At 66.6% G+C, this 25,506-nt stretch carries 29 protein-coding genes; 20 read left to right on the forward strand and 9 right to left on the reverse strand.

Annotation, left to right across the window (positions count from 1 at the left end; genetic code table 11):
* Positions 1 to 7: 7 nt before the first annotated feature.
* The 3 genes from AABQ55_RS14355 to AABQ55_RS14365 all read right to left on the reverse strand — a co-directional run bounded on the left by AABQ55_RS14355 (position 8) and on the right by AABQ55_RS14365 (position 2,689).
* On the reverse strand, positions 8 to 1,249 hold the full coding sequence (locus AABQ55_RS14355) for a vWA domain-containing protein (RefSeq protein ID WP_272805479.1): 1,242 nt from the start codon (positions 1,247 to 1,249) through the stop codon (positions 8 to 10).
* Positions 1,250 to 1,252: 3 nt separating this feature from the next.
* Positions 1,253 to 2,128 carry an AAA family ATPase gene (locus tag AABQ55_RS14360; protein ID WP_272807461.1) on the reverse strand — a complete coding sequence of 292 codons (876 nt, stop codon included), beginning with the start codon at positions 2,126 to 2,128 and terminating at the stop codon, positions 1,253 to 1,255.
* Between the two features lie 78 nt (positions 2,129 to 2,206).
* Positions 2,207 to 2,689 (reverse strand): flavin reductase family protein, encoded by a 483-nt coding sequence (locus tag AABQ55_RS14365; RefSeq protein ID WP_244765988.1) that lies wholly within the window; start codon positions 2,687 to 2,689, stop codon positions 2,207 to 2,209.
* A gap of 187 nt (positions 2,690 to 2,876) precedes the next feature.
* Here AABQ55_RS14365 and AABQ55_RS14370 point away from each other — a divergent pair, with 187 nt between their 5' ends.
* The 7 genes from AABQ55_RS14370 to AABQ55_RS14400 all read left to right on the forward strand — a co-directional run bounded on the left by AABQ55_RS14370 (position 2,877) and on the right by AABQ55_RS14400 (position 8,663).
* A complete protein-coding gene (locus AABQ55_RS14370) occupies positions 2,877 to 3,941 on the forward strand; it encodes an ABC transporter substrate-binding protein (RefSeq protein WP_244765452.1) in 1,065 nt (354 codons plus the stop codon).
* Positions 3,938 to 4,942, forward strand: coding sequence for a P1 family peptidase (locus AABQ55_RS14375; RefSeq protein ID WP_272805480.1), 1,005 nt, complete (start codon positions 3,938 to 3,940; stop codon positions 4,940 to 4,942). The genes AABQ55_RS14370 and AABQ55_RS14375 overlap by 4 nt, the downstream gene beginning before the upstream one ends.
* 68 nt (positions 4,943 to 5,010) lie before the next feature.
* Complete coding sequence (rpe, locus tag AABQ55_RS14380; protein ID WP_272805481.1) at positions 5,011 to 5,688, forward strand: ribulose-phosphate 3-epimerase; 678 nt, start codon at positions 5,011 to 5,013, stop codon at positions 5,686 to 5,688.
* Between the two features lie 2 nt (positions 5,689 to 5,690).
* On the forward strand, positions 5,691 to 6,419 hold the full coding sequence (locus tag AABQ55_RS14385) for a DUF2259 domain-containing protein (RefSeq protein WP_272807462.1): 729 nt from the start codon (positions 5,691 to 5,693) through the stop codon (positions 6,417 to 6,419).
* 2 nt (positions 6,420 to 6,421) lie between these two features.
* Positions 6,422 to 6,952 (forward strand): hypothetical protein, encoded by a 531-nt coding sequence (locus tag AABQ55_RS14390; RefSeq protein ID WP_272805482.1) that lies wholly within the window; start codon positions 6,422 to 6,424, stop codon positions 6,950 to 6,952.
* Positions 6,953 to 7,016: 64 nt separating this feature from the next.
* On the forward strand, positions 7,017 to 8,324 hold the full coding sequence (purB, locus tag AABQ55_RS14395; RefSeq protein WP_272805483.1) for an adenylosuccinate lyase: 1,308 nt from the start codon (positions 7,017 to 7,019) through the stop codon (positions 8,322 to 8,324).
* A gap of 102 nt (positions 8,325 to 8,426) precedes the next feature.
* Entirely contained in the window at positions 8,427 to 8,663 is a 237-nt protein-coding gene (locus AABQ55_RS14400) for a hypothetical protein (protein ID WP_272805484.1), read from the forward strand.
* 96 nt (positions 8,664 to 8,759) lie between these two features.
* On the opposite strand, the gene AABQ55_RS14405 is transcribed toward AABQ55_RS14400, so the two are convergent.
* Positions 8,760 to 9,563, reverse strand: coding sequence for a DUF2189 domain-containing protein (locus AABQ55_RS14405; protein WP_244765446.1), 804 nt, complete (start codon positions 9,561 to 9,563; stop codon positions 8,760 to 8,762).
* 169 nt (positions 9,564 to 9,732) lie between these two features.
* Between AABQ55_RS14405 and AABQ55_RS14410 the strand changes: the two genes are divergently transcribed.
* A complete protein-coding gene (locus tag AABQ55_RS14410; protein WP_272805485.1) occupies positions 9,733 to 10,293 on the forward strand; it encodes an RBBP9/YdeN family alpha/beta hydrolase in 561 nt (186 codons plus the stop codon).
* Between the two features lie 85 nt (positions 10,294 to 10,378).
* Complete coding sequence (locus AABQ55_RS14415) at positions 10,379 to 12,967, forward strand: sensor domain-containing protein (RefSeq protein ID WP_272805486.1); 2,589 nt, start codon at positions 10,379 to 10,381, stop codon at positions 12,965 to 12,967.
* 65 nt (positions 12,968 to 13,032) lie between these two features.
* On the opposite strand, the gene AABQ55_RS14420 is transcribed toward AABQ55_RS14415, so the two are convergent.
* Positions 13,033 to 13,353, reverse strand: a complete 321-nt coding sequence (locus tag AABQ55_RS14420; protein ID WP_244765443.1) for a DUF1476 domain-containing protein — start codon at positions 13,351 to 13,353, stop codon at positions 13,033 to 13,035.
* A gap of 215 nt (positions 13,354 to 13,568) precedes the next feature.
* On the opposite strand from AABQ55_RS14420, the gene purC reads away from it, so the two are divergent.
* The 5 genes from purC to AABQ55_RS14445 are packed head-to-tail and all read left to right on the forward strand — an operon-like array spanning position 13,569 to position 15,988.
* Positions 13,569 to 14,333: a phosphoribosylaminoimidazolesuccinocarboxamide synthase gene (gene purC / locus AABQ55_RS14425; protein WP_064330132.1), complete on the forward strand. Its 765-nt coding sequence runs from the start codon at positions 13,569 to 13,571 to the stop codon at positions 14,331 to 14,333.
* Between the two features lie 28 nt (positions 14,334 to 14,361).
* On the forward strand, positions 14,362 to 14,604 hold the full coding sequence (gene purS / locus AABQ55_RS14430; RefSeq protein ID WP_023517061.1) for a phosphoribosylformylglycinamidine synthase subunit PurS: 243 nt from the start codon (positions 14,362 to 14,364) through the stop codon (positions 14,602 to 14,604).
* An 18-nt stretch (positions 14,605 to 14,622) separates the two neighbouring features.
* Positions 14,623 to 14,880 (forward strand): hypothetical protein, encoded by a 258-nt coding sequence (locus AABQ55_RS14435; protein ID WP_272805487.1) that lies wholly within the window; start codon positions 14,623 to 14,625, stop codon positions 14,878 to 14,880.
* A complete protein-coding gene (gene purQ, locus AABQ55_RS14440) occupies positions 14,877 to 15,548 on the forward strand; it encodes a phosphoribosylformylglycinamidine synthase subunit PurQ (RefSeq protein ID WP_272805488.1) in 672 nt (223 codons plus the stop codon). The genes AABQ55_RS14435 and purQ overlap by 4 nt, the downstream gene beginning before the upstream one ends.
* A gap of 47 nt (positions 15,549 to 15,595) precedes the next feature.
* Positions 15,596 to 15,988, forward strand: a complete 393-nt coding sequence (locus AABQ55_RS14445) for a hypothetical protein (protein ID WP_272805489.1) — start codon at positions 15,596 to 15,598, stop codon at positions 15,986 to 15,988.
* A 9-nt stretch (positions 15,989 to 15,997) separates the two neighbouring features.
* Here the strand turns inward: AABQ55_RS14445 and AABQ55_RS14450 are convergent, their stop codons facing one another.
* A complete protein-coding gene (locus tag AABQ55_RS14450) occupies positions 15,998 to 16,213 on the reverse strand; it encodes a DUF1127 domain-containing protein (protein WP_272805490.1) in 216 nt (71 codons plus the stop codon).
* A gap of 95 nt (positions 16,214 to 16,308) precedes the next feature.
* Between AABQ55_RS14450 and AABQ55_RS14455 the strand changes: the two genes are divergently transcribed.
* The 6 genes from AABQ55_RS14455 (at position 16,309) to AABQ55_RS14480 (ending at position 22,420) form a co-directional block, all read left to right on the forward strand.
* The gene (locus AABQ55_RS14455) at positions 16,309 to 17,727 is read left to right on the forward strand and encodes an aminotransferase-like domain-containing protein (protein ID WP_272805491.1); all 1,419 of its coding nucleotides are present in this window, start codon (positions 16,309 to 16,311) and stop codon (positions 17,725 to 17,727) included.
* A gap of 103 nt (positions 17,728 to 17,830) precedes the next feature.
* Entirely contained in the window at positions 17,831 to 20,068 is a 2,238-nt protein-coding gene (purL, locus tag AABQ55_RS14460; protein ID WP_272805492.1) for a phosphoribosylformylglycinamidine synthase subunit PurL, read from the forward strand.
* 18 nt (positions 20,069 to 20,086) lie between these two features.
* Positions 20,087 to 20,320: a BolA/IbaG family iron-sulfur metabolism protein gene (locus tag AABQ55_RS14465; RefSeq protein ID WP_064330139.1), complete on the forward strand. Its 234-nt coding sequence runs from the start codon at positions 20,087 to 20,089 to the stop codon at positions 20,318 to 20,320.
* A 7-nt stretch (positions 20,321 to 20,327) separates the two neighbouring features.
* On the forward strand, positions 20,328 to 20,591 hold the full coding sequence (locus AABQ55_RS14470; RefSeq protein WP_272805493.1) for a hypothetical protein: 264 nt from the start codon (positions 20,328 to 20,330) through the stop codon (positions 20,589 to 20,591).
* 157 nt (positions 20,592 to 20,748) lie between these two features.
* Entirely contained in the window at positions 20,749 to 21,084 is a 336-nt protein-coding gene (gene grxD, locus AABQ55_RS14475) for a Grx4 family monothiol glutaredoxin (RefSeq protein ID WP_244765434.1), read from the forward strand.
* 130 nt (positions 21,085 to 21,214) lie between these two features.
* Positions 21,215 to 22,420: a multidrug effflux MFS transporter gene (locus tag AABQ55_RS14480; protein ID WP_244765986.1), complete on the forward strand. Its 1,206-nt coding sequence runs from the start codon at positions 21,215 to 21,217 to the stop codon at positions 22,418 to 22,420.
* A gap of 255 nt (positions 22,421 to 22,675) precedes the next feature.
* Here the strand turns inward: AABQ55_RS14480 and AABQ55_RS14485 are convergent, their stop codons facing one another.
* Genes AABQ55_RS14485 through AABQ55_RS14495 form a run of 3 tightly spaced genes read right to left on the reverse strand, consistent with a single transcriptional unit; the run spans position 22,676 to position 25,326 of the window.
* A complete protein-coding gene (locus AABQ55_RS14485) occupies positions 22,676 to 23,497 on the reverse strand; it encodes an inositol monophosphatase family protein (protein WP_272805494.1) in 822 nt (273 codons plus the stop codon).
* On the reverse strand, positions 23,484 to 24,365 hold the full coding sequence (gene ttcA / locus AABQ55_RS14490) for a tRNA 2-thiocytidine(32) synthetase TtcA (RefSeq protein WP_272805495.1): 882 nt from the start codon (positions 24,363 to 24,365) through the stop codon (positions 23,484 to 23,486). The genes AABQ55_RS14485 and ttcA overlap by 14 nt, the downstream gene beginning before the upstream one ends.
* Positions 24,366 to 24,396: 31 nt before the next feature.
* Positions 24,397 to 25,326 (reverse strand): glutaminase, encoded by a 930-nt coding sequence (locus AABQ55_RS14495; protein WP_272805496.1) that lies wholly within the window; start codon positions 25,324 to 25,326, stop codon positions 24,397 to 24,399.
* Positions 25,327 to 25,506 lie beyond the last annotated feature (180 nt).

Consider the following 25,506-nt stretch of genomic DNA (forward strand, 5'->3'; position numbering starts at 1 on the left):
CCCCTCCTCATGCCGCCGGCAGGAAACGCCGCGGATCGCCGGTGCCGCGCGGCGCCGCGCCGGAAAGCGCCGCCACCAGGTCGGCCATGGCCTCCAGGTTGTGCACTGGCCGCAATTCGTCGACATGCGGCAGCATCGCCCGAACCCCGCGCGCCCGCGCCTCGAACCCTTCGAAACGCAGCAGCGGATTGAGCCAGACGAGCCGCCGGCACGAGCGGTGCAGCCGGTCCATCTCCCTTTCCAGGAGGTCGATGCCCTCGCGCTCCAGCCCGTCGGTGATGAGCAGCACGACGGCGCCCTGCCCCAGCACGCGGCGCGACCAGAGCCGGTTGAATTCCTTCAGCGTCTCGCCGATGCGCGTGCCGCCGGACCAGTCGCTGACCGACTGGCTGCACGCCTCCACCGCGATATCGGGATCACGGTGGCGCATCTGGCGCGTGACATTGCTGAGCCGCGTGCCGAACAGGAAGGCGTGCAGGCGGCGGCGGTGCTCGCCGAGCGCATGCAGGAAATGCAGGAAGATGCGCGTGTACTGGCTCATCGAGCCGGAAATGTCGGCCAGCACCACGAGCGGCGGATGCACCGTCTTCGGCTCCCGGTGGCGCGGCAGGATCAGCGCGCCGCCGGTGCGCATGGCATGGCGCATCGTGGCGCGCGCGTCGATCGCCACCGGCCGGGTGGAGCGGCGGAAGCGGCGCGTGCGCACCTCGTCGAGAGGCAGCACGAGGCCGGCGATGGCGCGTTTGGCGGCGTCAAGCTCGGCCGCGGACATCTGCGCGAAATCGGTCTTGCGCAGCACCTCGCTGCCGGAGGCGGTGAACCGGGCATCGACCTCGATGTCGGGCTCGTCGCGCAGGCGCCGCTCGTCCTGCCGGCCGCCGAACAGTGCATCGGAGACGCGCGTCTCGCCCGCCTTGCGTTTTTCCCGCTCTTCCTCGCGCCGCACCACCGGCGACATCAGCGCGATCATCTTGCCGACGAGATCGCGCGAGCGCCAGAACAGCCGGAACGCCTCGTCGAAGACAGCGTCGTCCTCGTGCCGCTTGACCAGCGTCGCATGCAGCGCCGTATAGAATTCCTCGCGCTCGCCGATGCCGATCGCCCGCACCGCCTCGATGGCATCCGTCACCGCCGCCGGCCCGATGCGCAGGCCCGCCTTGCGCAGCACGCGGGCGAAGAACACGATATTGTCGGCAAGCCGCCCTTCGAGGGCCGCGCCCGCCGGGCCATTGTCCGCCGCCGCCGTCATCGCTCAGCCCGCCGCCGCCAGGTCGGCCTTCACGCCATCCAGCAGCCTGCGCCCTTCCGCGCCCTCGATGCGGGCAATGTCGTCCTGGTACTTGAGCAGCGTCCCGAGCGTGTCGGACACGGTTTCCGGGTCGAGCGCGACGCGGTCGAGCTCGGTGAGCGCGCTCGCCCAGTCGATGGTTTCGGCGACGCCCGGATTCTTGAAGAGATCGAGCCCGCGCAGCTTCTGCACATAGGCGACGACCTCGCGCGAGAGCGCCGCGTTGCAGCCCGGCACCTTGCGGCGGATGATCTCCAGCTCCTGCGCGGCGGCAGGATAGTCGACCCAGTGGTAAAGACAGCGGCGCTTCAGCGCGTCGTGCACCTCGCGGGTGCGGTTCGTCGTGATGATGACGATGGGCGGCTCGGCGGCGCGGATGGTGCCGAGTTCCGGCACCGTCACCTGGAAATCGGACAGCACTTCGAGGAGGAAGGCCTCGAAGGCTTCGTCGGCGCGGTCCAGTTCGTCGATCAGGAAGACCGGCGCCCGGCCGTCCGGCGAGGACAGCGCCTGCAGCACGGGGCGGCGGATGAGATAGCGCTCGGAGAAGATATCGGCCTCGATGCGGCCGCGATCCGTGGTTCCGGCGGCCTCGGCAAGGCGGATCTCCAGCATCTGCGCCGGATAGTTCCACTCATAGACCGCCGAGGAGATGTCGAGGCCCTCGTAGCATTGCAGGCGGATCAGCGGGCGGTCGAGCGCGGCGGCGAGCACCTTGGCGATCTCCGTCTTGCCGACGCCGGCCTCGCCCTCCAGGAAGAGCGGCCGCTTCATGCGCAGCGCGAGGAACAGGACGGTCGCCAGCGACCTTCCGGCGAGATAGTTGCCCGCCGCCAGCATGTCCACGGTTTCGTCGATGGATTGCGGTCTGTTTCCGCGTTGATAGGCCACGCCATTCCTCCGTCTGGAAGAACGAACTTATAGCGTGCGATAGCCCCGGTCCATATAGAGAAGGGCCTCCCCGGGCTCGCCGAAGGAGACGCCCATCACCTCGCCGATCAGCACCATGTGCGTCGCCATGACCTTGAGCTCGACAAGCCGGCAATCGAAGGCGGCCAGCGCGTCCTTCAGCACGGGCGCGCCGGTCACCAGCTCCTGCCAGTTGCCCATGGCGAAGCGCTGCTCGGACGTCAGCGCCGGGTCGCGTCCGGAAAAGGCGTTGGCAAGCTCGATCTGGCTGCCCGAGAGCGTGTTGAGCGCGAAATTGCCGCTCCTGGAGAAGATCGCGTTCTTCGGGTTGGAGGCGTTGACGCAGGCGAGCACCATGGCCGGATTGTCCGACACCGAGCAGGCGGCGGTGATCGTCACGCCGCGCCTTTCGCCCGCATGCGCCGTCGTCACGATCTGCACATGGCCGGCATAGCGGCTCATCGCATCACGGTAGAGCGACGGGTCCAGCATCAATCTGTCCAACACGGCATTCTCCTTCACCACAGGTGATACATGGCGAAAGTGAAGAAAAATGTAACCCCCGTTCTCGAATTTTCCTGTCCCGTCAGAGACAAGGCCGGGCTTTGCGTGGATATTTCTCTTTGACGCTGCCGGCCCGATCCTTACAAAGAGCGTCATCGCGATCGATGGATTGAGAATGAGAACCGCCTTCCTTGCCAGCCTGCTCGGCGCCTCGGTGCTTGCCGCCTCTTCCGCGGCCGCGGCCGGCCTCACCTTCGCCGTGGTCGCGCCGGCGGAAGGGCCGCTCGCCATCCTCGGCCAGCAGGTGCGCGACGGTGCCCGCTTCGCCGCGCAGGCGAACGGCGACACGGTGGTGGAAATTCCCGAGGCCTGCGACGAGAGCGACGGCGCGGCGATCGGCAAGGCGATCCTGGCGGCGGATGCCGTTGCCGCGGTCGGCTTCCTCTGCACGGAGGGGCTTGCGGCCGCCCTGCCCGCCCTTGCCGAGGCGAAGGTCCCCGCGATCACGCTTTCCGTGCGCTCGGGCATCCTCATGGAGGACGCGCTGAAGAAGAACTGGCCGCTCTTCCGCCTCGCCCCCGGCCCGAAGGCGGAGGCCGACAAGGCGGTCGAGGTCATCGTCCGGGACTGGAAGGCCGAGCCCTTCGCGCTCATCGACGACGGCACGATCCACGCCCGCGAGCTGGTCGAGACGATCCGCCTGCGGCTCGAGGAGGTCGGCATGAAGGCCGCCTTCGTCGATACCTATCGCCCGGCGCAGGAGCAGCAGCTCACCCTCGTGCGCCGCCTCGCCCAGACGGGCGTCACGCGCGTCTTCGTCGGCGGCGACCGGACGGATATGGCGGTGATCGCGCGCGATGCCAGGGCGGAGAAGGTGGCGCTGGCGCTCATCGGCGGCGAGGCCCTGATGGGCGCCGATCCGCTCGTGCCGATGACCGACGGCGTCGGGGCGATCGCGCTGCCGGACTACCAGGCCTTGCCGGAGGGCGAGGCCGTCGCGGCGGCGATGAAGGAACGGGGTATCGTCGCGGAAGGCTATGTGCTGCCGGCCCATGCGGCCGTCACCGTCCTTGCGACGGCGGCAAGCCGTGGCGGCGATCTTGCGGCGGCGCTTTCCGGTACGCCCTTCGCAACGGCGATCGGCACCGTCGCCTTCGGGGCCGACCACGAACTTACCGAAAATCCCTATCGCCTGCTCGTCTGGCGCGCCGGCGCCTTCGTGCCGGCGGAGGGAGAATGATGCGGCCCGGCCCGAAGAACCGCCTGACGGATGTCGCCGGGCTCACGGTCGGCAACGCCACGGATCATCTGATCCGCTCCGGCGTCACCGTCGTCCTCTGCGAGGAGCCGGCGACGGCCGCCGTGCAGGTGCTGGGCGGCGCGCCCGGCACGCGCGAGACCGATCTCCTTGAACCGCACAACACGGTCGAGACCGTCGATGCGCTGGTGCTGTCCGGCGGCTCGGCCTTCGGGCTCGATGCGGCATCGGGGGTGCAGGCGGGCCTCCGCGAACGGGGGCGCGGCTTTGCCGTCGGCCCGCACCGCGTGCCGATCGTGCCGGCCGCCATCCTCTTCGACCTGATGAACGGCGGTGCCAAGGACTGGGGCCGCTACCCGCCCTATCGCGAGCTCGGCCATGCGGCGCTTGCCGGGGCGGCGGCGGATTTTGCCACCGGCAGCGTCGGTGCCGGCACCGGCGCGCTGACGGCGACCTGCAAGGGCGGGCTCGGCACCGCCTCCAGCGTGGTCGAGGGCGGCTTCACGGTCGGCGCGCTGGCGGCCGTCAATGCGCTCGGCTCCGCCACCATCGGCGACACCCGGCATTTCTGGGCGGCGCCGTTCGAGGAGGCGGACGAATTCGGCGGCCTCGGCCTGCCCTTCCCGTTCCCGCCCGAGGCCCGCACGCCGCGCACGAAACTGTCGCTCCGGCCGAGCGGCACGGAGAACACGACGATCGCCGTCATCGCCACCGACGCCGTCCTCACCAAGGCCGAGGCCAAGCGGCTGGCGATCGCCGCCCATGACGGCTTCGCCCGCGCCCTCTGGCCGGCCCATACGCCGCTCGACGGCGACCTCGTCTTCGCGCTTTCGACCGGCGGGAGCGGCCGCCGGCCGGCGCCGGAGGACTTCATCACGCTCTGCGCCGCCGCCGCCGCCACCATGGCCCGCGCCATCGCCCGCGGCGTGCACGATGCGACGCCAATGCCCGGCGATGTCCTGCCGGCGTGGGCGCTGCGCTGATTCGGCCGTTGTCCGCCTTTGCCGGGAATGGTATGGCGACGCCAAATTCCTTCCTCACGGAGCCTGACATGACCCTTCCCATCCGGATCGCGCCCTCCATCCTCGCCGCCGACTATGCGAAACTCGGTCAGGAAGTGCGCGACGTCGTTTCGGCCGGGGCGGACTGGGTCCATCTCGACATCATGGACGGCCATTTCGTGCCGAACATCTCCTTCGGCCCCGACGTCATCAAGGCGCTGCGCCCGCACACCGATGCCTTCTTCGACTGCCACCTGATGATCGCGCCTGCCGATCCCTATCTCGAAGCCTTCGCGAAGGCCGGCTGCGACGGCATCACCGTGCATGCCGAGGCCGGCCCGCATCTCGATCGCTCGCTGCAGGCGATCCGCGCGCTCGGCAAGCGCGCGGGCGTGTCGATCAACCCCGCCACCTCGGAAAGCGTGCTGGACTACTTGCTCGACAAGATCGACCTCATCCTCGTCATGACGGTCAATCCCGGCTTCGGCGGCCAGAAGTTCATTCCCGCCATGCAGGAGAAGCTGCGCCGCGTGCGCAAGATGGTCGGCGACCGGCCGATCGACATTGAGGTCGACGGCGGCATCGCGGTCGATACGATCGCCCTGCCCGCCGCCGCCGGTGCCAATGTCTTCGTCGCGGGCTCGGCGATCTTCGGCGACGGTCATGTTGACGCCTACCGCAAAACCATCGACACTCTGCGCAGCAATGCGGAGGGGGCGCGGGCGTGACGATGTTCCGGAAGGCGGCGAGCGCCCTTGCGGCATGCCTGCTGGCGGCGAGCGCGGCCACGGCCGGCGATTTCTCCACCTTCCAGTCGCTCGGCTTCTCGCCGGACGGCAAGGTCTACGCCTTCGAGGAATTCGGCGTCCAGGACGGCTCGGGCTTTCCCTATTCCAACGTCTTTTTCATCGACACGGAAAAGGACACCTATCTCCCGGGCACGCCGATCCGCGTGCGCATCGACGACGAGACGGCGGATGTCGCCCAGGCGCGCGCGCAAAGCCGCGACAAGGCCGGGGCGCTGATCGAGACGCACAAGGTACTCTCCCATCCCGGCGTGATGGCCGCGTTCAACCCGATGGGCGAGGTCGGCGCCGACAGGAGCCGTATCGAATATCTGCAACACGCCATCGAACCGACGCCGGGCGGCAGCTTCGCCCTCGCGCTCGAGGAAATCCCGCTCGCGCTCTCCGAGAAGTGCCGCGACATCACGCCGGAGGGTGGCAAGGGGTTCCGCCTGAAACTCGTCAGGCGCGACGGCGAAGCGGCCGACACGGTGGTGCACGAGGATGCGCGCGTGCCCGACAGCCGCGCCTGCCCGCTTTCCTACCAGCTTTCCGGCGCACTCACCTTCAATCCGATCGACGGCGACCCGGTCCATGTCGCGCTCGTCCTGGTGCGCAGCTTCGGCTTCGAGGGCAGCGACGGTCGCTGGATCGCCGTGCCCTTCCGGCCCTGACCATGGAGCTGGCCGCGGCGGGACGGGACGGGCCCGATGCCGCAGGGCGGCAGTCGTCCGCGCCGATCTTCCCGTCGCTGCCGGTCTGTCTCGGCGGCGCCATCGGCTGGGGCGCGCTGATGGCGGCCGGCGCCCTTCTGTCGCTGGCGCTGCAGGGACGCGCCGAAAACTTCCAGCTCGTGCGGATCCTCGCGATCTACTTTGCCGGCGGCCTTGCCGCCTGGCCTCTCGCCCTGCCGCTGGCCCGGCTCCTCACACGCCATCGGCCGTTCGAAACCCGCTTTGCCGCCCATTTCGCGCTGCTCAGCCTCGGCACCATCGCCGTGACGGCCTTCCTCTTCGCCCTGGACTACCGTCTGTTCTACGCACAGTGGCACCACCCGCCCGGCACGCGCATCTGGATCTACCAGTTCGTCTTCACCATTGCCGGGGCCGTCTACCAGTTCCTCGTCATGGGCCTCAGCCTGTACCTGCCGGTCGGATTGCCCGTCGTTGCGGGCGCCAGCCTGTGGCTCTCCCGATCCATACGTTGAGCTTGCCGGCCATCTTTGCTAAAGCGGCGGCAATTCCCACCCTCCCAAGGAAAGCCAAGAGCCGATGATCCCTCGCTATTCCCGACCGGACATGGTCGCCATCTGGTCGCCCGAAACGAAGTTCCGCATCTGGTTCGAAATCGAAGCCCATGCCTGCGATGCGCTCGCCGAGCTCGGCGTCATCCCGAAGTCGGCCGCCGAGACGATCTGGGAGAAGGGCGGCAAGGCCGAATTCGACGTCGCCCGCATCGACGAGATCGAGGCCGTCACCAAGCATGACGTCATCGCCTTCCTGACGCACCTCGCCGAATTCGTCGGCCCGGACAGCCGCTTCGTGCACCAGGGCATGACCTCCTCCGACGTGCTTGACACGACCTTCAACATCCAGCTCGTGCGCGCCGCCGACATCCTGCTTGCCGGCATGGACCGCGTGCTCGCCGCGCTGAAGGCCCGCGCCTTCGAGCACAAGGACACGATCCGCATCGGCCGCAGCCACGGCATCCATGCCGAGCCGACGACGATGGGCCTGACGCTCGCCCGCTTCTATGCCGAAATGGACCGAGGCCGCGCCCGCCTCGTCGCCGCCCGCGCGGAAATCGCCACCGGTGCGATCTCCGGCGCCGTCGGCACCTTCGCCAATATCGACCCGCGCGTCGAGGAACATGTCTGCGCCAAGCTCGGCCTCGTGCCGGAACCGGTCTCCACGCAGGTCATCCCCCGCGACCGCCATGCCATGTTCTTCGCCACGCTCGGCGTCATCGCCTCGTCCATCGAGAACGTCGCGATCGAGATCCGTCACATGCAGCGCACGGAAGTGCTGGAGGCGGAGGAATTCTTCTCGCCCGGCCAGAAGGGCTCCTCCGCCATGCCGCACAAGCGCAACCCGGTGCTGACGGAAAACCTGACGGGCCTTGCCCGCCTCGTGCGCATGGCCGTCACCCCCGCCATGGAGAACGTGGCGCTCTGGCACGAGCGCGACATCTCCCATTCCAGCGTCGAGCGCGGCATCGGCCCGGATACGACGATCACGCTCGACTTCGCGCTGAACCGGCTTGCCGGCGTCATCGAGAAGCTGGTGATCTACCCGGACAACATGATGAAGAATCTCAACAAGTTCCGCGGACTTGTTCACTCGCAGCGCGTCCTGCTTGCCCTAACGCAAGCCGGCGTTTCGCGCGAGGATTCCTACCGTCTCGTGCAGCGCAACGCCATGAAGGTCTGGGAGCAGGGTAAGGACTTCCTGGAGGAACTCCTGGCCGACGCCGAGGTGCGCGCCGCCGTCACCGAGGAGCAGATCCGCGAGAAATTCGATCTCGGCTACCACACCAAGCACGTCGACACGATCTTCCGCCGCGTCTTCGGCACCGTGTAGCCCACGCTTTCGAGATCGGCCGGCGAAGAGGCTTCGCCGGCCGGCCCCTCTGTATTAGACTTCCCTTGCGTGCAATGGCGCACGTCTTCCCGGGGGCTGAACATGAGGTTTGCTGCTGCCGCGCTTCTCGCCGTGGCTTTCTTTGCCGGAACGGCGCAAGCACAGACACCGCAATCCGTCGTCGAACTTCTGGCCGCCGGCTATGACATCATCAACGTGTCGCCGATCGCCGAAAGCTATGCGGTCTTCCTGGAGAAGGACGACACGGTCGTCATCTGCCAGGTCGGCTTCAAGGACGGCGCCTTTTCCACCGACAGGTGTTATCCGCTGAGTAAATGAGGGCCGGAAACGGCGATGGCGCCAATGGCGCCATCGCTCCCCTCTGACGGGCGGTCTTGCACTCTCCTCCTGGCGCGTGCCGCCCGCGAAACGGCGTCATCGCTGCTCGTCGACGACGATCTTGCGATAGAGATGCCAGGTGGCATGGCCGAGGATGGGCATGATCACGGCGAGCCCCACGAAGACCGGGATGGAGCCGACGACCAGCAGCGCGGCGACGATCAGCCCCCAGCAGGCGACCGGCACCGGGTTCACCAGCGTGGCGCGCAGCGAGGTCTCGATGGCCGCCACGGCGCCGACATCCCGGTCGAGCAGCAGCGGAAACGCGATCACCGTCGTCGCCAGCACGACGAGCGCGAAGCAGAAGCCGATCGCATTGCCGGCCAGCATCAGGAGCAGCCCATTCTCCGAGCCGAAGACGGAGGCGAGGAACAGGGCGAGCGACTGCGGCGGCTCCGGCCCGAACAGGCTGGTATAGAGAAGCTGCGCGAAGACCAGCCAGGCGATGAACAGCGCCATCAGCATGGCGCCGACGGCAAGGATGGATGGCAGGGCCGGCGAGTTGCGCACCTCCAGCGCATGGCGCCAGGAGGCATCCATGCCGCGCTCGCGCCGCCGGCTGATCTCGTAGAGGCCGATGGCGAAGAACGGTCCGAGCAGCGCAAAACCGGCCACCAGCGGAAAGATCAGCGGCAGCATGTTGGCGCCGGAGCTCCAGGTGACGAGCACCACGCCCGCGATCGGATAGATGAGGCTGAGGAAGACATAGTGGGACGGCTTGGCGCGGAAATCGTCGAAGCCGCGGCGAAGCGCATCCATCACGTCGGGAATGCCGATCCGCCGGATCGCCGGGCGCGCCACCATCTGGTCGTGGCCTGCCATCACATGAAATGTCGTCATGACAATTCCTCCTTGCCGGTTCGGGACCGTCTCGGCGCGCACGTGGAGGGCGATCGTCCGCCAGCACGGCGTGCGGTGATTGGCATTGAAGGGGTCGAATCATACACCCGGGGGGATGATTTGTCCCTCCCCCTTGACTTCAGCACTTCGTGAACGCACATGCCGGCGCATGAAAGCCTCAGAAGCAGAAATCCTCATCATCCCCGGATACACCAATTCCGGGCCTGAGCATTGGCAGAGCCGCTGGCAGTCCAAGCTCGGTTCGGCGCGGCGTGTCGAGCAGACCGAATGGTCCAAGCCCGTGCGCGAGGACTGGGTGCAGCGCGTGATCGAGGAGGTCGCGGCCGCCAGCAAGCCCGTCGTGCTGGTCGCCCATTCGCTGGGCGTGGCGGCGGCGATCCACGCCGCCCCGCATCTCGGCAACAAGGTGGCCGGCGCCTTTCTCGTCGCGCCGCCCGATGTCGCCAACGAGGGCATCCGGCCGAAGCACCTGATGACCTTCGGCCCCTATCCGCGTGAGCCGCTCTCCTTCCCCTCGCTCGTCGTCGCGAGCCGCAACGATCCCTTCGGCACCTACGAGCATGCCGACGACATCGCCGCCGCCTGGGGCGCGCTGCTGCTCGATGCGGGAGAGGCCGGGCATATCAACACGGAGTCCGGCCATGGTCCCTGGCCGGAGGGCACGATGGTCTTCGCCCAGTTCCTGAGCCGGCTCAAGGCGCCCGAATGACGGGCGCCTCCCGGCCCCATTAAGAGGAATTTCATAGAAATCCTGCACGCTGGCCCCGTTGAGTTCCAAGCAGGCGCCGCGTTTCATGGCCAAACCATCCGGTTCGACCTCCATTGCCGTGCATGAAACGGAGCGCGAGCCGTTTTATCGCCGGCTTTTCGCGCGGTCCGGATTCGGTTTTGCCGCACTCGATGCCGAGGGGCGCATCATCGAGGCGAACGGGACGTTCCTACGGTCCTTCGGCGTCACCTGTCTTTCCGCCCTTCCGCCCTTTCCGGACTGCGTCTCGCCGAGGGACAGCGCCGTCCTTGCCTTTGCGATGCGCCCGAGCCTTGCCGAGCAGGCGCCGTGGGAGCTTCGCCTACAGCGGCCGGACGGCGGGGAATTCTGGGTTCTGGCGTCCTTCGTCGAGCCCCCGGCCCTACCCGGCGAACCCGTCGCGCCCGCCCTCATCGTCCAGATCACGGATGTCGACGAGCGCAAGCGCAACGCGCTCGAGCTGGCGGAGCGGGAAAGCCGCTGGAACCATGCGCTCGAATCCGCCGGCCAGGGTGTCTGGGACCACGATTTTGCGCGCGGCGACCTTTTCTATTCCCGCCAGTGGCGGGCGATCCGCGGCCTGCGGCCGGACGAGCCAATCGATTCGTCCCTGGAAGGCTGGCTCCAGTCCGTGCATCCCGACGACCGGGCGCATGTCCTGGAGGAGATCCGCAAGCAGGAAACCGGCCAGACGCCGTTCAACGTGTTCTGCTATCGCGAGCGCCACAAGGACGGCCGCTGGGTCTGGATCGAGAGCCGCGGCGCCGTCGTCGATTACGGCCCGGACGGCAAGCCGAGCCGCATCGCCGGCACCGACACGGACATAACGGAGCGCAAGGAGGCGGAAGAGCGCCTCGCCCAGATGTCCCGCCGCCTGGAACTGGCGCTCGACGTGTCGCGCATCGGCGTCTTCGAGGTCAATCTGAGAACCGGCGACGTGCGCTGGGACGACCGCATGATCGAAATGTACGGCCTGACCGAAGAGCCCGACGAAGGCACCTGGGAACGGGCGCTCCATCCGCAGGATCGGCGCAAGGCGACGGCGCGGGTCAGCGACAGCCTCTTCCAGAGCCAGGATTTCGCCAACGAGTTCCGCATCATCCGCGGCGACGGGCAGATCCGCCACATCCGCGGCCGCGCCGCGCCCTATGTCGACATGACGGGCGTGCCGCACCTCATCGGCGCCAACTGGGACGTCACGGACGACATGCGCCTTCGCGAGGAGTTGCAGCACGCCAAGGACCTGGCGGAGGCGCGCAATGCGGAACTGGAGGCCGCCCGGGCGCGGATCGAATATACCGCCCTGCACGATCACCTGACCGGCCTGCCGAACCGCCGCTTCCTGGACGCCACCATCGAGGCGGCCGCGCAGGAGGCGCGGCGATCCGGCAGCCGCCTTGCCGTGCTGCATATCGACCTCGACCGCTTCAAGGAGATCAACGACACGCTCGGGCACCTTGCCGGCGACCAGATGCTCGTCCACGCCGCCGGCGTGCTCAACGATCTGAAAGGCCCCGGTGATTTCGTCGCCCGCATCGGCGGCGACGAGTTCGTCTTCCTGTCGACCGGCTCCGCCGGGCGCAACCTCGCCATGCTCGCCGAGGCGATCGTGTCGGCGATGCGCAAGCCCGTCACCTTCAACGGCCATATCTGCCGCTTCGGCGCGAGCGTCGGCATCGCCAGCCAGTCGGGCGAGGCCATCGATGCCAAGCAGCTCCTCGTCAATGCCGATCTCGCGCTCTATCGCGCCAAGAACCGCGGGCGCAGCCGGCATGAATTCTTCACCAGCGATTTCCAGGCGCAGATCATCGTCAACAAGCAGACGGCCGACGAAATCCTCACCGGCATCGAGCAGCAGCGCTTCCTGCCCTACTACCAGCCGCAGTTCTGCGCCCGCACGCTCGACGTCGTCGGCGTCGAGACGCTGGCGCGCTGGGACCATCCGACCCGCGGCATCCTGGCGCCGGACGCTTTCCTGAAGATCGCCGAGGATCTCGACTGCGTCGCGATGATCGACCGGATCGTGCTCGAGAAATCGCTCGCCGACTATGCCGGCTGGCGGGCGCTCGGCCTCGGCATCGAGAAGATCTCGGTCAACGTCTCCTCCAAGCGCCTGCACGACCCGGAGCTCGCACGCTCGCTGCACACGCTGGCCATCCGCCCGAAATCCCTGTCCTTCGAGCTCCTGGAATCGATCTTCCTCGACGATTGCGACCGCATCGTACTGGAAAACCTCGCCGAGATCCGCAAGCTCGGCATCGATATCGAGATCGACGATTTCGGCACCGGGCATGCCTCGATCGTCAGCCTGATGAAGCTCTCGCCGCGCCGGCTGAAGATCGACCGGCAGCTCGTCAAGCCGGTCAGCCGCTCGCCCGGCCAGCGCAAGCTCGTCGGCACGATCGTCGAGATCGGCCGCTCGTTGAACATCGAGGTCGTCGCCGAAGGCGTCGAGACGCCGGCCCATGTCGCCATCATGCGCGATCTCGGCTGCGACATCCTGCAGGGCTATGCGCTCGCCCGGCCCATGCCGGCGGAGGCCATCGCGGATTTCGTGCGGCGCCAGGAATGGCGCCAGCCGGGCGGCGGGGCACGCGACCTCCAGAACGAGGTCCGCCGGGCCGCCGGCGGCTAGAACGAGAAAAGCCGTCCGGCAAGCCGGACGGCTTTCGATGGTACGGCCTGACGGCGAAAGGCCGGTCAGCCCACTTCGAGCTGCGCGATGGCGACGGCCAGGAGCTCGATCATCTGGACGCGGATTTCGTCCTCGCTGCGGGCGATGCCGGCGGCGTCGAAATCGGCCTTGATCTTGCGCACCACGTCCTCATGACCGACTTCTTCGAAATCGGCGGCGACGACTTCCTTGGCATAGGCTTCCGCCTCGCCGTCCGTCTTGCCGAGCAGGCCGGCGGCCCACAGGCCGACCAGCTTGTTGCGGCGTGCTTCGGCCCTGAAGCGCAGCTCCTCGTCCAGCGCGAACTTGGCCTCGAAGGCCTTTTCCCGATCCTGCATGCTGGTCATCTATGGCTCCCGTAGATTCTCTGACCCGTTAGGCTTTCCGCCCATAAATCAAAACAACGGCAAAAGTGCAATGCGAACTTTCGTGAGGTCCGAACTTCCCGGAAAACGGGGGATCGGCCGTGACAGCGATTGTTAAACTGCGGCATTTCGTTTATGGGAGCGCAAACGAACGACACCTGCGCGACCCAAGCGCGCCAACAACAGAGACAAAATCCATGAACCGTCGCCGCCGTATCTACGAGGGCAAGGCCAAGATCCTGTACGAGGGTCCCGAGCCGGGCACGCTGATCCAGTTCTTCAAGGATGACGCGACCGCCTTCAACAAGAAGAAGCACGATGTCATCGACGGAAAGGGTGTGCTGAACAACCGGATCTCCGAGTACATCTTCACCCAGCTCAACAAGATGGGCATCCCGACCCACTTCATCCGCCGGCTCAACATGCGCGAGCAGCTGATCAAGGAAGTCGAGATCATCCCGCTGGAAGTGGTCGTGCGCAACGTCGCCGCCGGCTCGCTCTCCAAGCGCCTCGGCATCGAGGAAGGCACCGTGCTGCCGCGCTCGATCATCGAATTCTATTTCAAGGCCGATGCGCTGGAAGACCCCATGGTCTCCGAGGAGCACATCACCGCCTTCGGCTGGGCGAGCCCGCAGGAACTCGACGACATCATGGCGCTCGCCATCCGCGTCAACGACTTCCTCTCCGGCCTCTTCCTCGGCGTCGGCATCCAGCTCGTCGATTTCAAGATCGAGTGCGGCCGCCTCTACGAAGGCGACATGATGCGCATCATCATCGCCGACGAGATCTCGCCGGACAGCTGCCGCCTCTGGGACATCGCCACCCAGGAGAAGATGGACAAGGACCGCTTCCGCCGCGACATGGGGGGCCTCGTCGAAGCCTATCAGGAAGTGGCCCGCCGCCTCGGCATCATCAACGAGAACGAGCCCGTGCGCGGCACCGGCCCGGTTCTGGTGAAGTAACACGCCTTCCAAGGATGGACAGACAGACATGATCAAGGCACGCGTAACGGTTACGCTGAAAAACGGTGTTCTCGACCCGCAGGGCAAGGCGATCGAGGGCGCCCTCGGCAGCCTCGGCTTCGACGGCGTCGGCCAGGTCCGCCAGGGCAAGGTCTTCGATCTGGAGCTCGCGACCGCCGACCGCGCCAAGGCCGAGGCCGACCTCAAGGCCATGTGCGACAAGCTGCTGGCCAACACGGTAATCGAGAACTATACTATCGCCCTCGCCTGACGGTTGAAGGAGACGATCGTGACCGATATTTCTCAGGAACTGATGCTTGAGCTCATGAAGCGAATCCAGTCGGATCTCGCCACGCTCAAGGATGGCCAGAGAGATGTGCGGCAAGATATCGTAAGTCTGCGAAATCACATGCATGTCATGCAAGGAGACATCAACAACCTGCATGGCAGCATGGCACAGGTATTGACACGCCTCGACCGTATCGAAAACCGCCTCGAACTGCGTGAACTCGCCGAGGCCCAGGCAAGGTTTGAACCCCACCCATGAAGTCCGCCGTCGTCCAACTTCCCGGCCTCAACCGTGACCGCGACATGATCGCGGCGCTGACCAAGATCTCCGGCCAGGCGCCGGTCACCGTCTGGCAGACGGAAACGGAGCTGCCGGATGTCGACCTGATCGTCATCCCGGGCGGTTTCTCCTACGGCGACTACCTGCGCTGCGGGGCGATTGCCGCCCGCATGCCCGTCATGCAGGCGATCAAGGCGAAGGCCGAGGCCGGCGTGAAGGTGCTGGGCGTGTGCAACGGTTTCCAGATCCTGCTCGAATCCGGCCTCCTGCCCGGCGCGCTGATGCGCAACGCCTCGCTGAAATTCGTCTGCCGCGAGGTGAAGCTCGAAGTCGCCAATGCCGAGACCGACTTCACCCGCGCCTATGAGAAGGGCCAGATCATCCGCTGCCCGGTCGCCCATCACGACGGCAACTATTTCGCCGACGCCGAGACGCTGGCCGCCATCGAGGGCAATGGCCAGGTCGTGTTCCGCTATGCGCAAGGCACCAACCCGAACGGCTCGATCAACGACATTGCCGGCGTGATGAACGCGAAGGGCAACGTGCTTGGCCTGATGCCGCACCCGGAAAACCTCATCGAGGCCGCCCATGGCGGTTCCGACGGCCGCGGCCTCTTCGCCTCGGTGCTCGACGTAATCGCCGCTTAACCGGTCGTTGTTATCAAGGGCGCATGTCCGTCCCCGAAAGGCTTTTCATGCGCCCGCTTCTTCCCGCCAAGCTCGTCCTGCCGCTTCTCGCCGCCGTGGCGCTTGCCGCGTGCCAGGCGAAAACCCCGGCGCCGCAGGTCCGTGGCGGCGCCCTGCCGACCATGGAGCGCGTCGCGCTCGCGGCGAACAGCTGCTGGTTCAAGTCGGGCGACCCGGCCTTCAAGGCCTATCGCCTCGCGCCGGAGCTGAACTCCTTCTCCGGCCGCCCGCGCATCCTCGTCGTCCACCGCAATTCGCCGGAATCGCGCCCGCTGCTCGTCGTGCAGGCGGAGGGCAACCCGGCCAGGCTCGATGCCTTCGGCCCGATGATGGGCGAGGCCGTCGGCCCGCGCATCGCGACCGACGTCAAGCGCTGGGCCGCCGGCGGCAAGGGCTGCTGACCCCGGCCGTCAATCCCAATAGATCGACTTGCGGATTTCCCGCGTCGCTTCGGCACGGCTGACGCCGATGTCGCGGAGCTGTTCGTCCGTCATTTCCACCAGCGCGTGGCGCGTGCGCCGCGTGACGCTCCAGGCGCGGCCTGCGCGCCAGGCACGGCGCAGCATCGCCCGCAGGCCGCCAGGCCTGCCGGATTCTGCCGCGGTGAATATTGTATCGATTGCCATGGTCGTCTCTCCTGAAGCGTCACAAGCTCTCGTGACAAACGGTGCATTCAGGAAATAATTGACTCTCATTGCGGTGCAATCTAAGAATTGGCACCATGACAAATTGGCTTCCCGATCTCCAGGCCTCCGACGGTCCGCTCTATGTGCGCATTGCCGACCAGATCGAGCAGGCGATCAGCACCGGCGCGCTCGCCTCCGGCAGCAAGCTGCCGCCCCAGCGCAACCTCGCCTACGACATCGGCGTGACCATCGGCACCGTCAGCCGCGCCTATACGATGGTGCGCGAACGCGGCCTCGTCAGCGGCGAGGTCGGCCGCGGCACCTATGTGCTCGGCTCGAAAGAGGATGCCGATCCGGCGGCCATGGATCCGGTCAGCGCCCGGCTGGTCGGCACCCGCGCGGCGAATGCACCGCCCGGCAAATTGCGCTTCGACACGACGGCCGCCACCGATGTCGGCCAGTCGACGGCGATCACCGACATCCTCACGGACATCTGCCGGGAGCAGGCGAACGAGATCGCCAGCTACACCCGGAATTTCCCGCTGCAATGGCTGGAGGCCGGGCGGCGCTGGTTGAGGCGGGACGACTGGCAGCCGGCGATCGAGAGCATCGTGCCGACGCTCGGCGCCCATGCCGCCGTCATTGCCGCCGTCTCGGTCATCACCGCGCCCGGCGACCGCATCGTCTTCGAGCATGTCACCTATTCGCAGGTGAGCCGCGGCACCGCCCTCATCGGCCGCCAGACGGTGCTCGTCGAATCGGATGCCCACGGCGTGATACCGGAGGATTTCGAGCGCGTCTGCGTGCAGCAGCATCCCAAGCTCGCCTTCCTGATGTCGTCGGGCCAGAACCCGACGCTCGCCATCATGCCGGAGGATCGCCGCCGCGCCATTGCCGCCATCGCCCGGCGGCACAATGTCTTCCTCATCGAGGACAATCTCTATGGCGGCACGATCGACGCTGGCATTCCGCTCCTCGCCGAAATCGCGCCCGATCGGACCTTCCTCGTCGGGGGCCTCTCGAAGAGCGTGGCGGCGGGCGTGCGCGGCGGCTGGATCGCCTGCCCGCCGCACCTTGCCCAGCGCGTGCGCATCGCCCACAAGATGGTGAGCGGCGGCCTGCCCTACCTGCTCGCCGAGCTCGGCGCCCGGCTGGTGCTGTCGGGCATGGCGGACGCCATCCGCGCGAAGGTCTCCGCGGAAGTCGAGGCACGCGAGGCGCGTGCGCGGGAAATCTTCGCGGGGCTCGATTTCAATTCGCACCCCCGCGTGCCCTTCCTCTGGCTGAAGCTGCCGGACCCGTGGCTGTCCGGCACGTTCCGCCAGGCGGCCTTCGCCGAGGATATCCTCATCGACGACGAGGACGAGTTCAAGGCCGGCCGGTCGGAGAAGACGTTCTACCGCGTGCGCATCGGCCTGTCCTCGCCGGAGAACCGCGCGGATGTCGCGGCCGGCCTCTTGCGGCTGCGCAGCCTCATCGCCCACGGCCCGACGGGTTACGACAGCCCGGCCTGAACAGGCCGTTTCGCCTGTGATTGCGGTCATTTTCCTGTCGCGCTGCCGGGCGGCATAGGTTAAAGAGACCGCAATCCTGCCCTCCACGACAAGACGAGCGACGATGACCATTTCGAACACCCGCCCGATCACCCCGGAGCTGATTGCCGCCCACGGGCTGAAGCCGGATGAATACGACCGCATCCTCTCGCTGATCGGCCGCGAGCCGACCTTCACCGAACTCGGCATCTTCTCGGCCATGTGGAACGAGCACTGCTCGTACAAGTCCTCCAAGCGCTGGCTGCGCACGCTGCCGACCAAGGGTCCGCGCGTCATCCAGGGGCCGGGTGAGAATGCCGGCGTGGTCGATATCGACGACGGCGACTGCGTCGTCTTCAAGATGGAGAGCCACAACCACCCGTCCTATATCGAGCCCTACCAGGGCGCGGCGACAGGCGTCGGCGGCATCCTGCGCGACGTCTTCACCATGGGCGCGCGCCCGGTCGCGGCGATGAACGCGCTGCGCTTCGGCGCGCCGGACCATCCGAAGACCCGCCACCTCGTTTCCGGCGTCGTCGCCGGCGTCGGCGGCTACGGCAATTCCTTCGGCGTGCCGACCGTCGGCGGCGAGGTCGAGTTCGACCCGCGCTACAACGGCAACATCCTCGTCAACGCCTTTGCCGCCGGCCTTGCGAAATCCAACGCGATCTTCCTCTCGGAAGCCAAGGGCGTCGGCCTGCCGGTCGTCTATCTCGGTGCCAAGACCGGCCGCGACGGCGTCGGCGGCGCCACCATGGCCTCCGCGGAATTCGACGAAACGATCGAGGAGAAGCGCCCGACCGTGCAGGTCGGCGACCCCTTCACGGAAAAGTGCCTGCTGGAAGCCTGCCTCGAACTGATGCAGACCGGTGCCGTCATCGCGATCCAGGACATGGGCGCTGCCGGCCTTACATGCTCGGCCGTCGAAATGGGCGCCAAGGGCGACCTCGGCATCGAGTTGAACCTCGATCTCGTGCCGGTTCGCGAAGAACAGATGACGGCGTACGAGATGATGCTGTCGGAAAGCCAGGAGCGCATGCTCATGGTTCTCGAACCCGCCAAGGAAGAGGTCGCCAAGGCGATCTTCGTCAAGTGGGGTCTCGACTTCGCCATTGTCGGCTACACGACCGACGACCTGCGCTTCCGCATCCTGCACCAGGGCGAGGAAGTGGCGAACCTGCCGATCAAGGAATTGGGCGATCAGGCGCCGGAATACGACCGCCCCTGGCGCGAGCCGGGCAAGCCCGCGCCGCTACCGGCCAATCTCGTCGCCGAACCCGCTGATTACGGCCAAGCCGTGCTGGCGCTGGTCGGCTCGCCGAACCAGTCGAGCCGCCGCTGGGTCTACGAGCAGTACGACACGCTGATCCAGGGCAATTCGCTGCAGATCCCGGGCGGCGATGCCGGCGTCGTGCGCGTCGAGGGCCATGCCACCAAGGCCCTCGCCTTCTCCTCCGACGTGACGCCGCGCTATGTCGAGGCCGATCCGTTCGAGGGCGGCAAGCAGGCCGTCGCCGAATGCTGGCGCAACATCACGGCGACCGGCGCCGAGCCGCTCGCCGCCACCGACAACCTCAACTTCGGCAACCCGGAAAAGCCGGAGATCATGGGCCAGTTCGTCAAGGCCATCCAGGGCATCGGCGAAGCCTGCCGGGCGCTCGATTTCCCGATCGTCTCGGGCAACGTCTCGCTCTACAACGAGACGAACGGCATCGCCATCCTGCCGACCCCGACCATCGCCGGGGTCGGCCTCCTGCCCGACTGGTCCGCCATGGCGAGGATCGGCGGCGCCAGGGACGGCGACCAGCTCGTGCTGATCGGCGTCGACGGCAGCCATCTCGGCCAGTCCGTCTATCTGCGCGACGTGCTCGGCCTCGTCGACGGCCCGGCGCCGGAAGTGGACCTCCACGCCGAACGCCGCAACGGCGATTTCGTGCGCTCGGCCATCCGCAACGGCCAGGTCACCGCCTGCCACGACATCTCCTCCGGCGGCCTCGCCGTCGCGCTCGCCGAAATGGCGATGGCCTCCGGCAAGGGCATCAAGGCCAACCTTTCGCAGGCCAACGGCCCGGCCCATGCGCTGCTCTTCGGCGAGGACCAGGCCCGTTATGTGCTGGCCGTCCCGGCCGATCTCGCCAACTTCCTGTGCGCCAATGCGGAAGGCGCGGGCGTGCCGTTCCGCCGCCTCGGCACGGTCGGCGGCGATGCGCTCGTGGTGGACGGCCTGCTGTCGCTGCCGATTGAACAATTGCGCGACACCCATGAATCGTGGTTCCCTGACTTCATGGACGGCAACGGCACCGCCGCTGCCGCCGCGGAATAAGATAAGGGAGCAGTTCACATGCCTATGTCACCCGGCGATATCGAAGACATGATCAAATCCGGCATCCCCGGAGCGAAGGTGGTCATCCGCGATCTTGCCGGCGACGGCGATCACTACGCCGCCGAAGTCGTCGCGGAAGCCTTCCGCGGCAAGACCCGCGTGCAGCAGCACCAGATGGTCTACGATGCGCTGAAGGGCAATATGGGCGGCATCCTGCATGCCCTCGCCCTGCAGACCTCGATCCCGGATTGACCGATCCATGGCCGATCTCATCAAGGAGCTCGTCAGCGGCGTGGTCGATGCAGCCCTCAAGGAGGTGCTGAAGAAGACCGGCATGCGCAAGGCCTCGACGAAGCGCACGCGCCGCAAGACGACGACGACGCGCAAGAAGGCGTCCGGCGGGCTCCTCGGTGACATCCTCGAGGCCGTGCTGAAGCCGGAAAAGAAACCGGCGAAGCGCCCGCGCAAACAGGTGAGCCGCCGTCGCACGGCGGCAAGCCGCAGCCGCCAGCGTGCCGGATAGGCATAGGCGCGGCGAACACGCAACACTTGCGAAACGGTAAGGCAGCCCCCTGCATTTTTTGTGGCGGGGCTTCTGGCAATTGTCACCCGAGGTTGTTATCTAGGGCAAACGGATCATCGCATCGGCCCTTGAAGCCGATTTGCCAAGGAAGACTGCTATGAGTGGCATCCACGATTTCATCGACAACGAAGTGAAGACCAACGACGTCGTCCTCTTCATGAAGGGCACGCCCGAATTCCCGCAGTGTGGGTTCTCCGGCCAGGTCGTGCAGATCCTCGACTACGTGGGCGTGGGCTACAAGGGCATCAACGTGCTCGCCGACGCCGACATCCGTCAGGGCATCAAGGACTATTCCAACTGGCCGACCATCCCGCAGCTTTACGTGAAGGGCGAGTTCGTCGGCGGTTGCGACATCGTGCGCGAGATGTTCCAGTCGGGCGAATTGCAGTCGCATCTTCAGGAACAGGGTATTTCGATCAAGGGCGCTGCCTGACGCTTAACGGTCTTCCCAAGGCCCCAAGCTTTTCAAAGGCGCCGCATCCCAGCGGCGCCTTCTCTCTTTTTCATGGAATATATAGATTATGTCTGGACTTTCCCCTGAATCGGCCCAGCGCCTCAAAGGCATGGGCAAGATGGAATTCATTGCGCTCATGGCGCTGCTGATGGCGCTCAATGCGCTCGCCATCGACATCATGCTGCCCGGCCTGCAGGAAATCGGCGCCAGCCTCGGCGTCGAGAACGAGAACCACCGGCAATATGTCATTTCCGCCTACCTGATCGGCTTTGCGCTCGCGCAGCTCATCTATGGTCCGGTCTCCGACCGCTTCGGCCGCCGTGCGCCCATGTTCGTCGGCCTTGCCATCTATGTCGTGTCGTCGCTCGCCGCGATCCTCGTGCCGAGCTTCGCCGCGCTTCTGGCGCTGCGCTTCATCCAGGGCATCGGCTCGGCCGCCATGCGCGTCATCACCGTCTCGATCGTCCGCGACATTTTCGGCGGCCGCGCGATGGCGGAAGCGATGTCGCTCATCATGATGGTGTTCATGGTCGTTCCGGTGCTGGCGCCGGGCACAGGCCAGATTGTCATGCTGTTCGGCGACTGGCACCTCATCTTCGTCTTCATGGCGGTGATGGCCGCCGTGATCTGGGCCTGGATGTATTTCCGCCTGCCGGAGACCCTGCATCCCGAAGACGTGCGGCCCTTTACGGTGCGCTCGGTCCTCGGCGGCTTCCGCATCGTCCTGACGGACCGCGTGGCGCTCTGCTACACGCTCGCCAGCACCTTCATCTTCGGCGCGTTGTTCGGCTTCATCAACTCGGCGCAGCAGATCTATGTCGGCATCTACGGGCTCGGCGTCTGGTTCCCGGTCGCCTTTGCCGGCGTTGCCGCCTTCATGGCCCTGTCGTCCTTCGTCAATGCCCGGCTGGTCGGCCGGTTCGGCATGCGGCGGCTGTCGCATGGCGCGCTCCTCGGCTTCCTCGGCGTCAATGCGTTCTGGCTGCTGCTGACGCTGGTCTGGGCACCGCACCTGCCGTTCGCGATCTTCATCGTGCTCTTCGCGCTGTCGATGTTCCAGTTCGGCTGGATCGGCTCGAACTTCAACTCGCTCGCCATGGAGCCGCTCGGCCACGTCGCCGGCACGGCCTCCTCGGTGCTCGGCTTCATGGGCACGGCCGGCGGCACGGTCCTCGGCGCCATCATCGGCCAGGCCTTCAACGGCACGGCGCTGCCGCTCGTCATGGGCTTCTTCGTGCTCTCGGTCATCGGCCTCGTCTTCGTGTTGATCGCCGAGCGCGGCAAGCTGTTCCAGCCGCACAACAAGCCGGTTTGAGGGGGGATCGTCGTCGCTCTCCTCCAGCCGGCCCAGCGTGAGAAAGGCACTTGCCCTCACCTCCAGCCGAACCGCTCGCGAGGAAGGCGCCTTACCTCCCCTCCGTCATGGTCGGGCTTGACCCGACCATCCAGGCCCAGGGGGCCGCGTGGATCCTCGGGTCGAGCCCGAGGATGACGAAAGCAGAAGGTTGCGGACAAACAAAAGGCCCGGCTGCGGATGCAGCCGGGCCTTTTCATCGGTGGTCAAGCCGCCTCAGTCGACGAAGACTTCGCGGCGCAGCATCTCCCAGCTGTCCTTGTCCGGCGCGACCAGGAGGCCGCCCTCGACATGGTGCGGCTTGTAGGCCGAGCCGTCGAAGCGCGCGGCATAGGCGCCGGCCTCCTCGGCGATCAGCGTGCCGGCGAGGTGGTCCCAGGGCATCAGCTTGTTGTACATCAGGTAATGCAGGTGGCCGCCGGCAAGGGTGCGGTATTCGTGCGCCGCGCAGCGATAGTTGGAGACGAAGGCCACCTTGGCGAGGTTCGACAGGATGCGCGCCCGGCGCGCCCGGTCGAGGAAGCTGGTCGAGGCCATGCCGGTCATCGCTTCGAGCGGTGCGCCGCCCCGCGTCTTCAGCCGCACGGCCGGGCGGTGATCGCCGGTCTGCCAGGCGCCGCCGCCCTTTTCCGCCATGACGAAGTCGTCGCCCATCGGGTCGTAGATGATGCCGCCGACCGTCTCGCCGCCGGAGACGATCGCCGCCATGACGCCGAAGAGCGGCACGCCGGCCGCGAAGTTGAAGGTGCCGTCGATCGGGTCGACGACGATCGCGACGTCCGCATCCTTGAGCTTCGGCAGCAGCGCCGGATCGGCCGCGACCGATTCCTCGCCGACGAACAGCACGCCCGGAAACTGCGCCGCAACTTCCCGGCTGATGAAGCGCTCGGCCGCCTCGTCGGCTTCCGTCACCAGGTCGTTGGCATCCGCCTTGGTGCGGACATCTCCCTTGGCGAGCGCGCGGAAGCGCGGGCGGATTTCCGCCTCCGCCGCCTGTGCAAGCACGAGGGCGAGGGCATTGATGTCAATCGTCGTCATGGGGCCTTACCGTTTCGAGGGAGGAGAAATCGAAAAGCTTCGGGTCGAGAAGATGGGACGGATTGGTGTGGCCGAGCGCGCGCAGCATGGCGTCCTTGCGGCCCGGCATGCGCGTCTCGATCTCCGCCAGCATCGCCTTCATCGCATTGCGCTGCAGGCCGTCCTGAGAGCCGCAGAGGTCGCAGGGGATGATCGGGAACCGCATGGCGGCGGCGAATTTGGCAAGATCATCCTCCGCCGCATAGGCGAGCGGACGCAGCAGCATGACGTCACCCTCGTCGTTCAGGAGTTTTGGCGGCATGGCGGCGAGCCGCCCGCCGTGGAAGAAGTTCATGAAGAAGGTTTCGAGAATATCCTCGCGATGGTGGCCGAGCACCAGCGCATCGCAGCCCTCCTCCCGGGCAATGCGATAGAGATTGCCGCGCCGGAGCCGCGAGCAGAGCGAACAATAGGTCGCCCCCGACGGCACCTTCTCCTTCACGATGGAATAGGTGTCACGATATTCGATGCGGTGTTTGACGCCGATCGACGTCAGATAGTCCGGCAATATGTGCTTCGGAAAATTCGGCTGGCCCTGGTCGAGATTGCAGGCGACGAGCTCCACCGGCAAAAGGCCGCGCCATTGCAGGTCCATCAGCAGGGCGAGCAGGCCGTAGCTGTCCTTGCCGCCGGAAAGGCCGACGAGCCAGCGCTTCTGGCCCTTCAGCATGGCGAAATCGTCCATCGCCTGCCGGACCTGCCGCAGCAGGCGCTTGCGCAGCTTGTTGAAGGAGACACTGGAGGGAGCGTCCGCAAAGAGCGGATGGCGGCCAGCATCCGGTGCGTCGTCGTCGGTGTCAGCAAAGGCCAGGGTCGTAGATGCCGTCATGGGCCTGCAATGCCCCGAACCGGCCGCACAATCAAGCCCCGAAGACAGACCAGCCGGTGCGCGCCGCCAGCATTTCCAGCGCCAGCGAGCCGATGAGCGAATTGCCGTTCTCGTTCAGCCCCGGAGACCAGACGGCGACCGAGGCCTTTCCCGGCGCGACGGCCAGGATTCCGCCGCCGACGCCGCTCTTGCCCGGCAGGCCGACGCGGTAGGCGAAGTCGCCCGAGCCGTCATAGTGGCCGCAGGTCAGCATGAGTGCGTTGATACGCCGCGCCCGAAGATGCGAGACGACGCGGTGGCCGGTCAAAGGGTTGGTGCCGCTGTTGGCGAGGAACAGCCCCGCCTTGGCGAGCTGCCGGCAGCTCATCGCCAGCGCGCATTGATGGAAATAGACGCCGAGCACCAGTTCGGCCGCATGATCGAGCCTGCCGAAGGAGCGCATGAAATTGGCGAGCGCGAAGTTGCGGAAGCCCGTCGCCTGCTCCGAGCGTGCCACGGCCTGGTCGATGATGATGTCGTCCTCGTCCGCGAGATAGCGCAGGAACCGCACGATCTCGCCGATCGCCTCCTTCGGCGTATGGCCGGCGAGCACGAGGTCGGTGGTGGCGATCGCCCCGGCATTGATGAAGGGATTGCGCGGGATGCCGCCCTCGTGCTCGAGCTGGACGATGGAGTTGAAGGCCGAGCCAGACGGTTCGCGGCCGACCCGCTTCCAGATCGCCTCGCCATGCTTGCCGAGGGCGAGCGTGAGGGTGAAGACCTTGGAAATGCTCTGGATGGAAAAGGCCTCGTCCGCGTCGCCGGCAAGGTGCACCGCGCCGTCGACCGTCACCACGGCGATGCCGAACTTCTTCGGATCCACATGGGCAAGCTGCGGAATATAGTCTGCCACCCTGCCCTCGCCGCACCGTGGCGACAGGTTCGCGTGGATCTCCTCGACAATGCCCTGCAAGTCCGTCATCCCGTTCCCCCGAAACGAAAAAGCCGCCAATCTCTTGGCGGCTCAGACTGACTGGCAAAGTCCCGAACCCCTCTCCTCCGTCATGCTCGGGCTTGACCCGAGCATCCATAAACCGTTGAGAAGGTTGGATCCTCGGCTCAAGGCCGAGGATGACGGCGGTGGGTGGCAAGGCTTGCCGGC

This window comes from Shinella sp. WSD5-1 (genome assembly GCF_963942435.1).
Classification (GTDB): domain Bacteria; phylum Pseudomonadota; class Alphaproteobacteria; order Rhizobiales; family Rhizobiaceae; genus Shinella; species Shinella yambaruensis.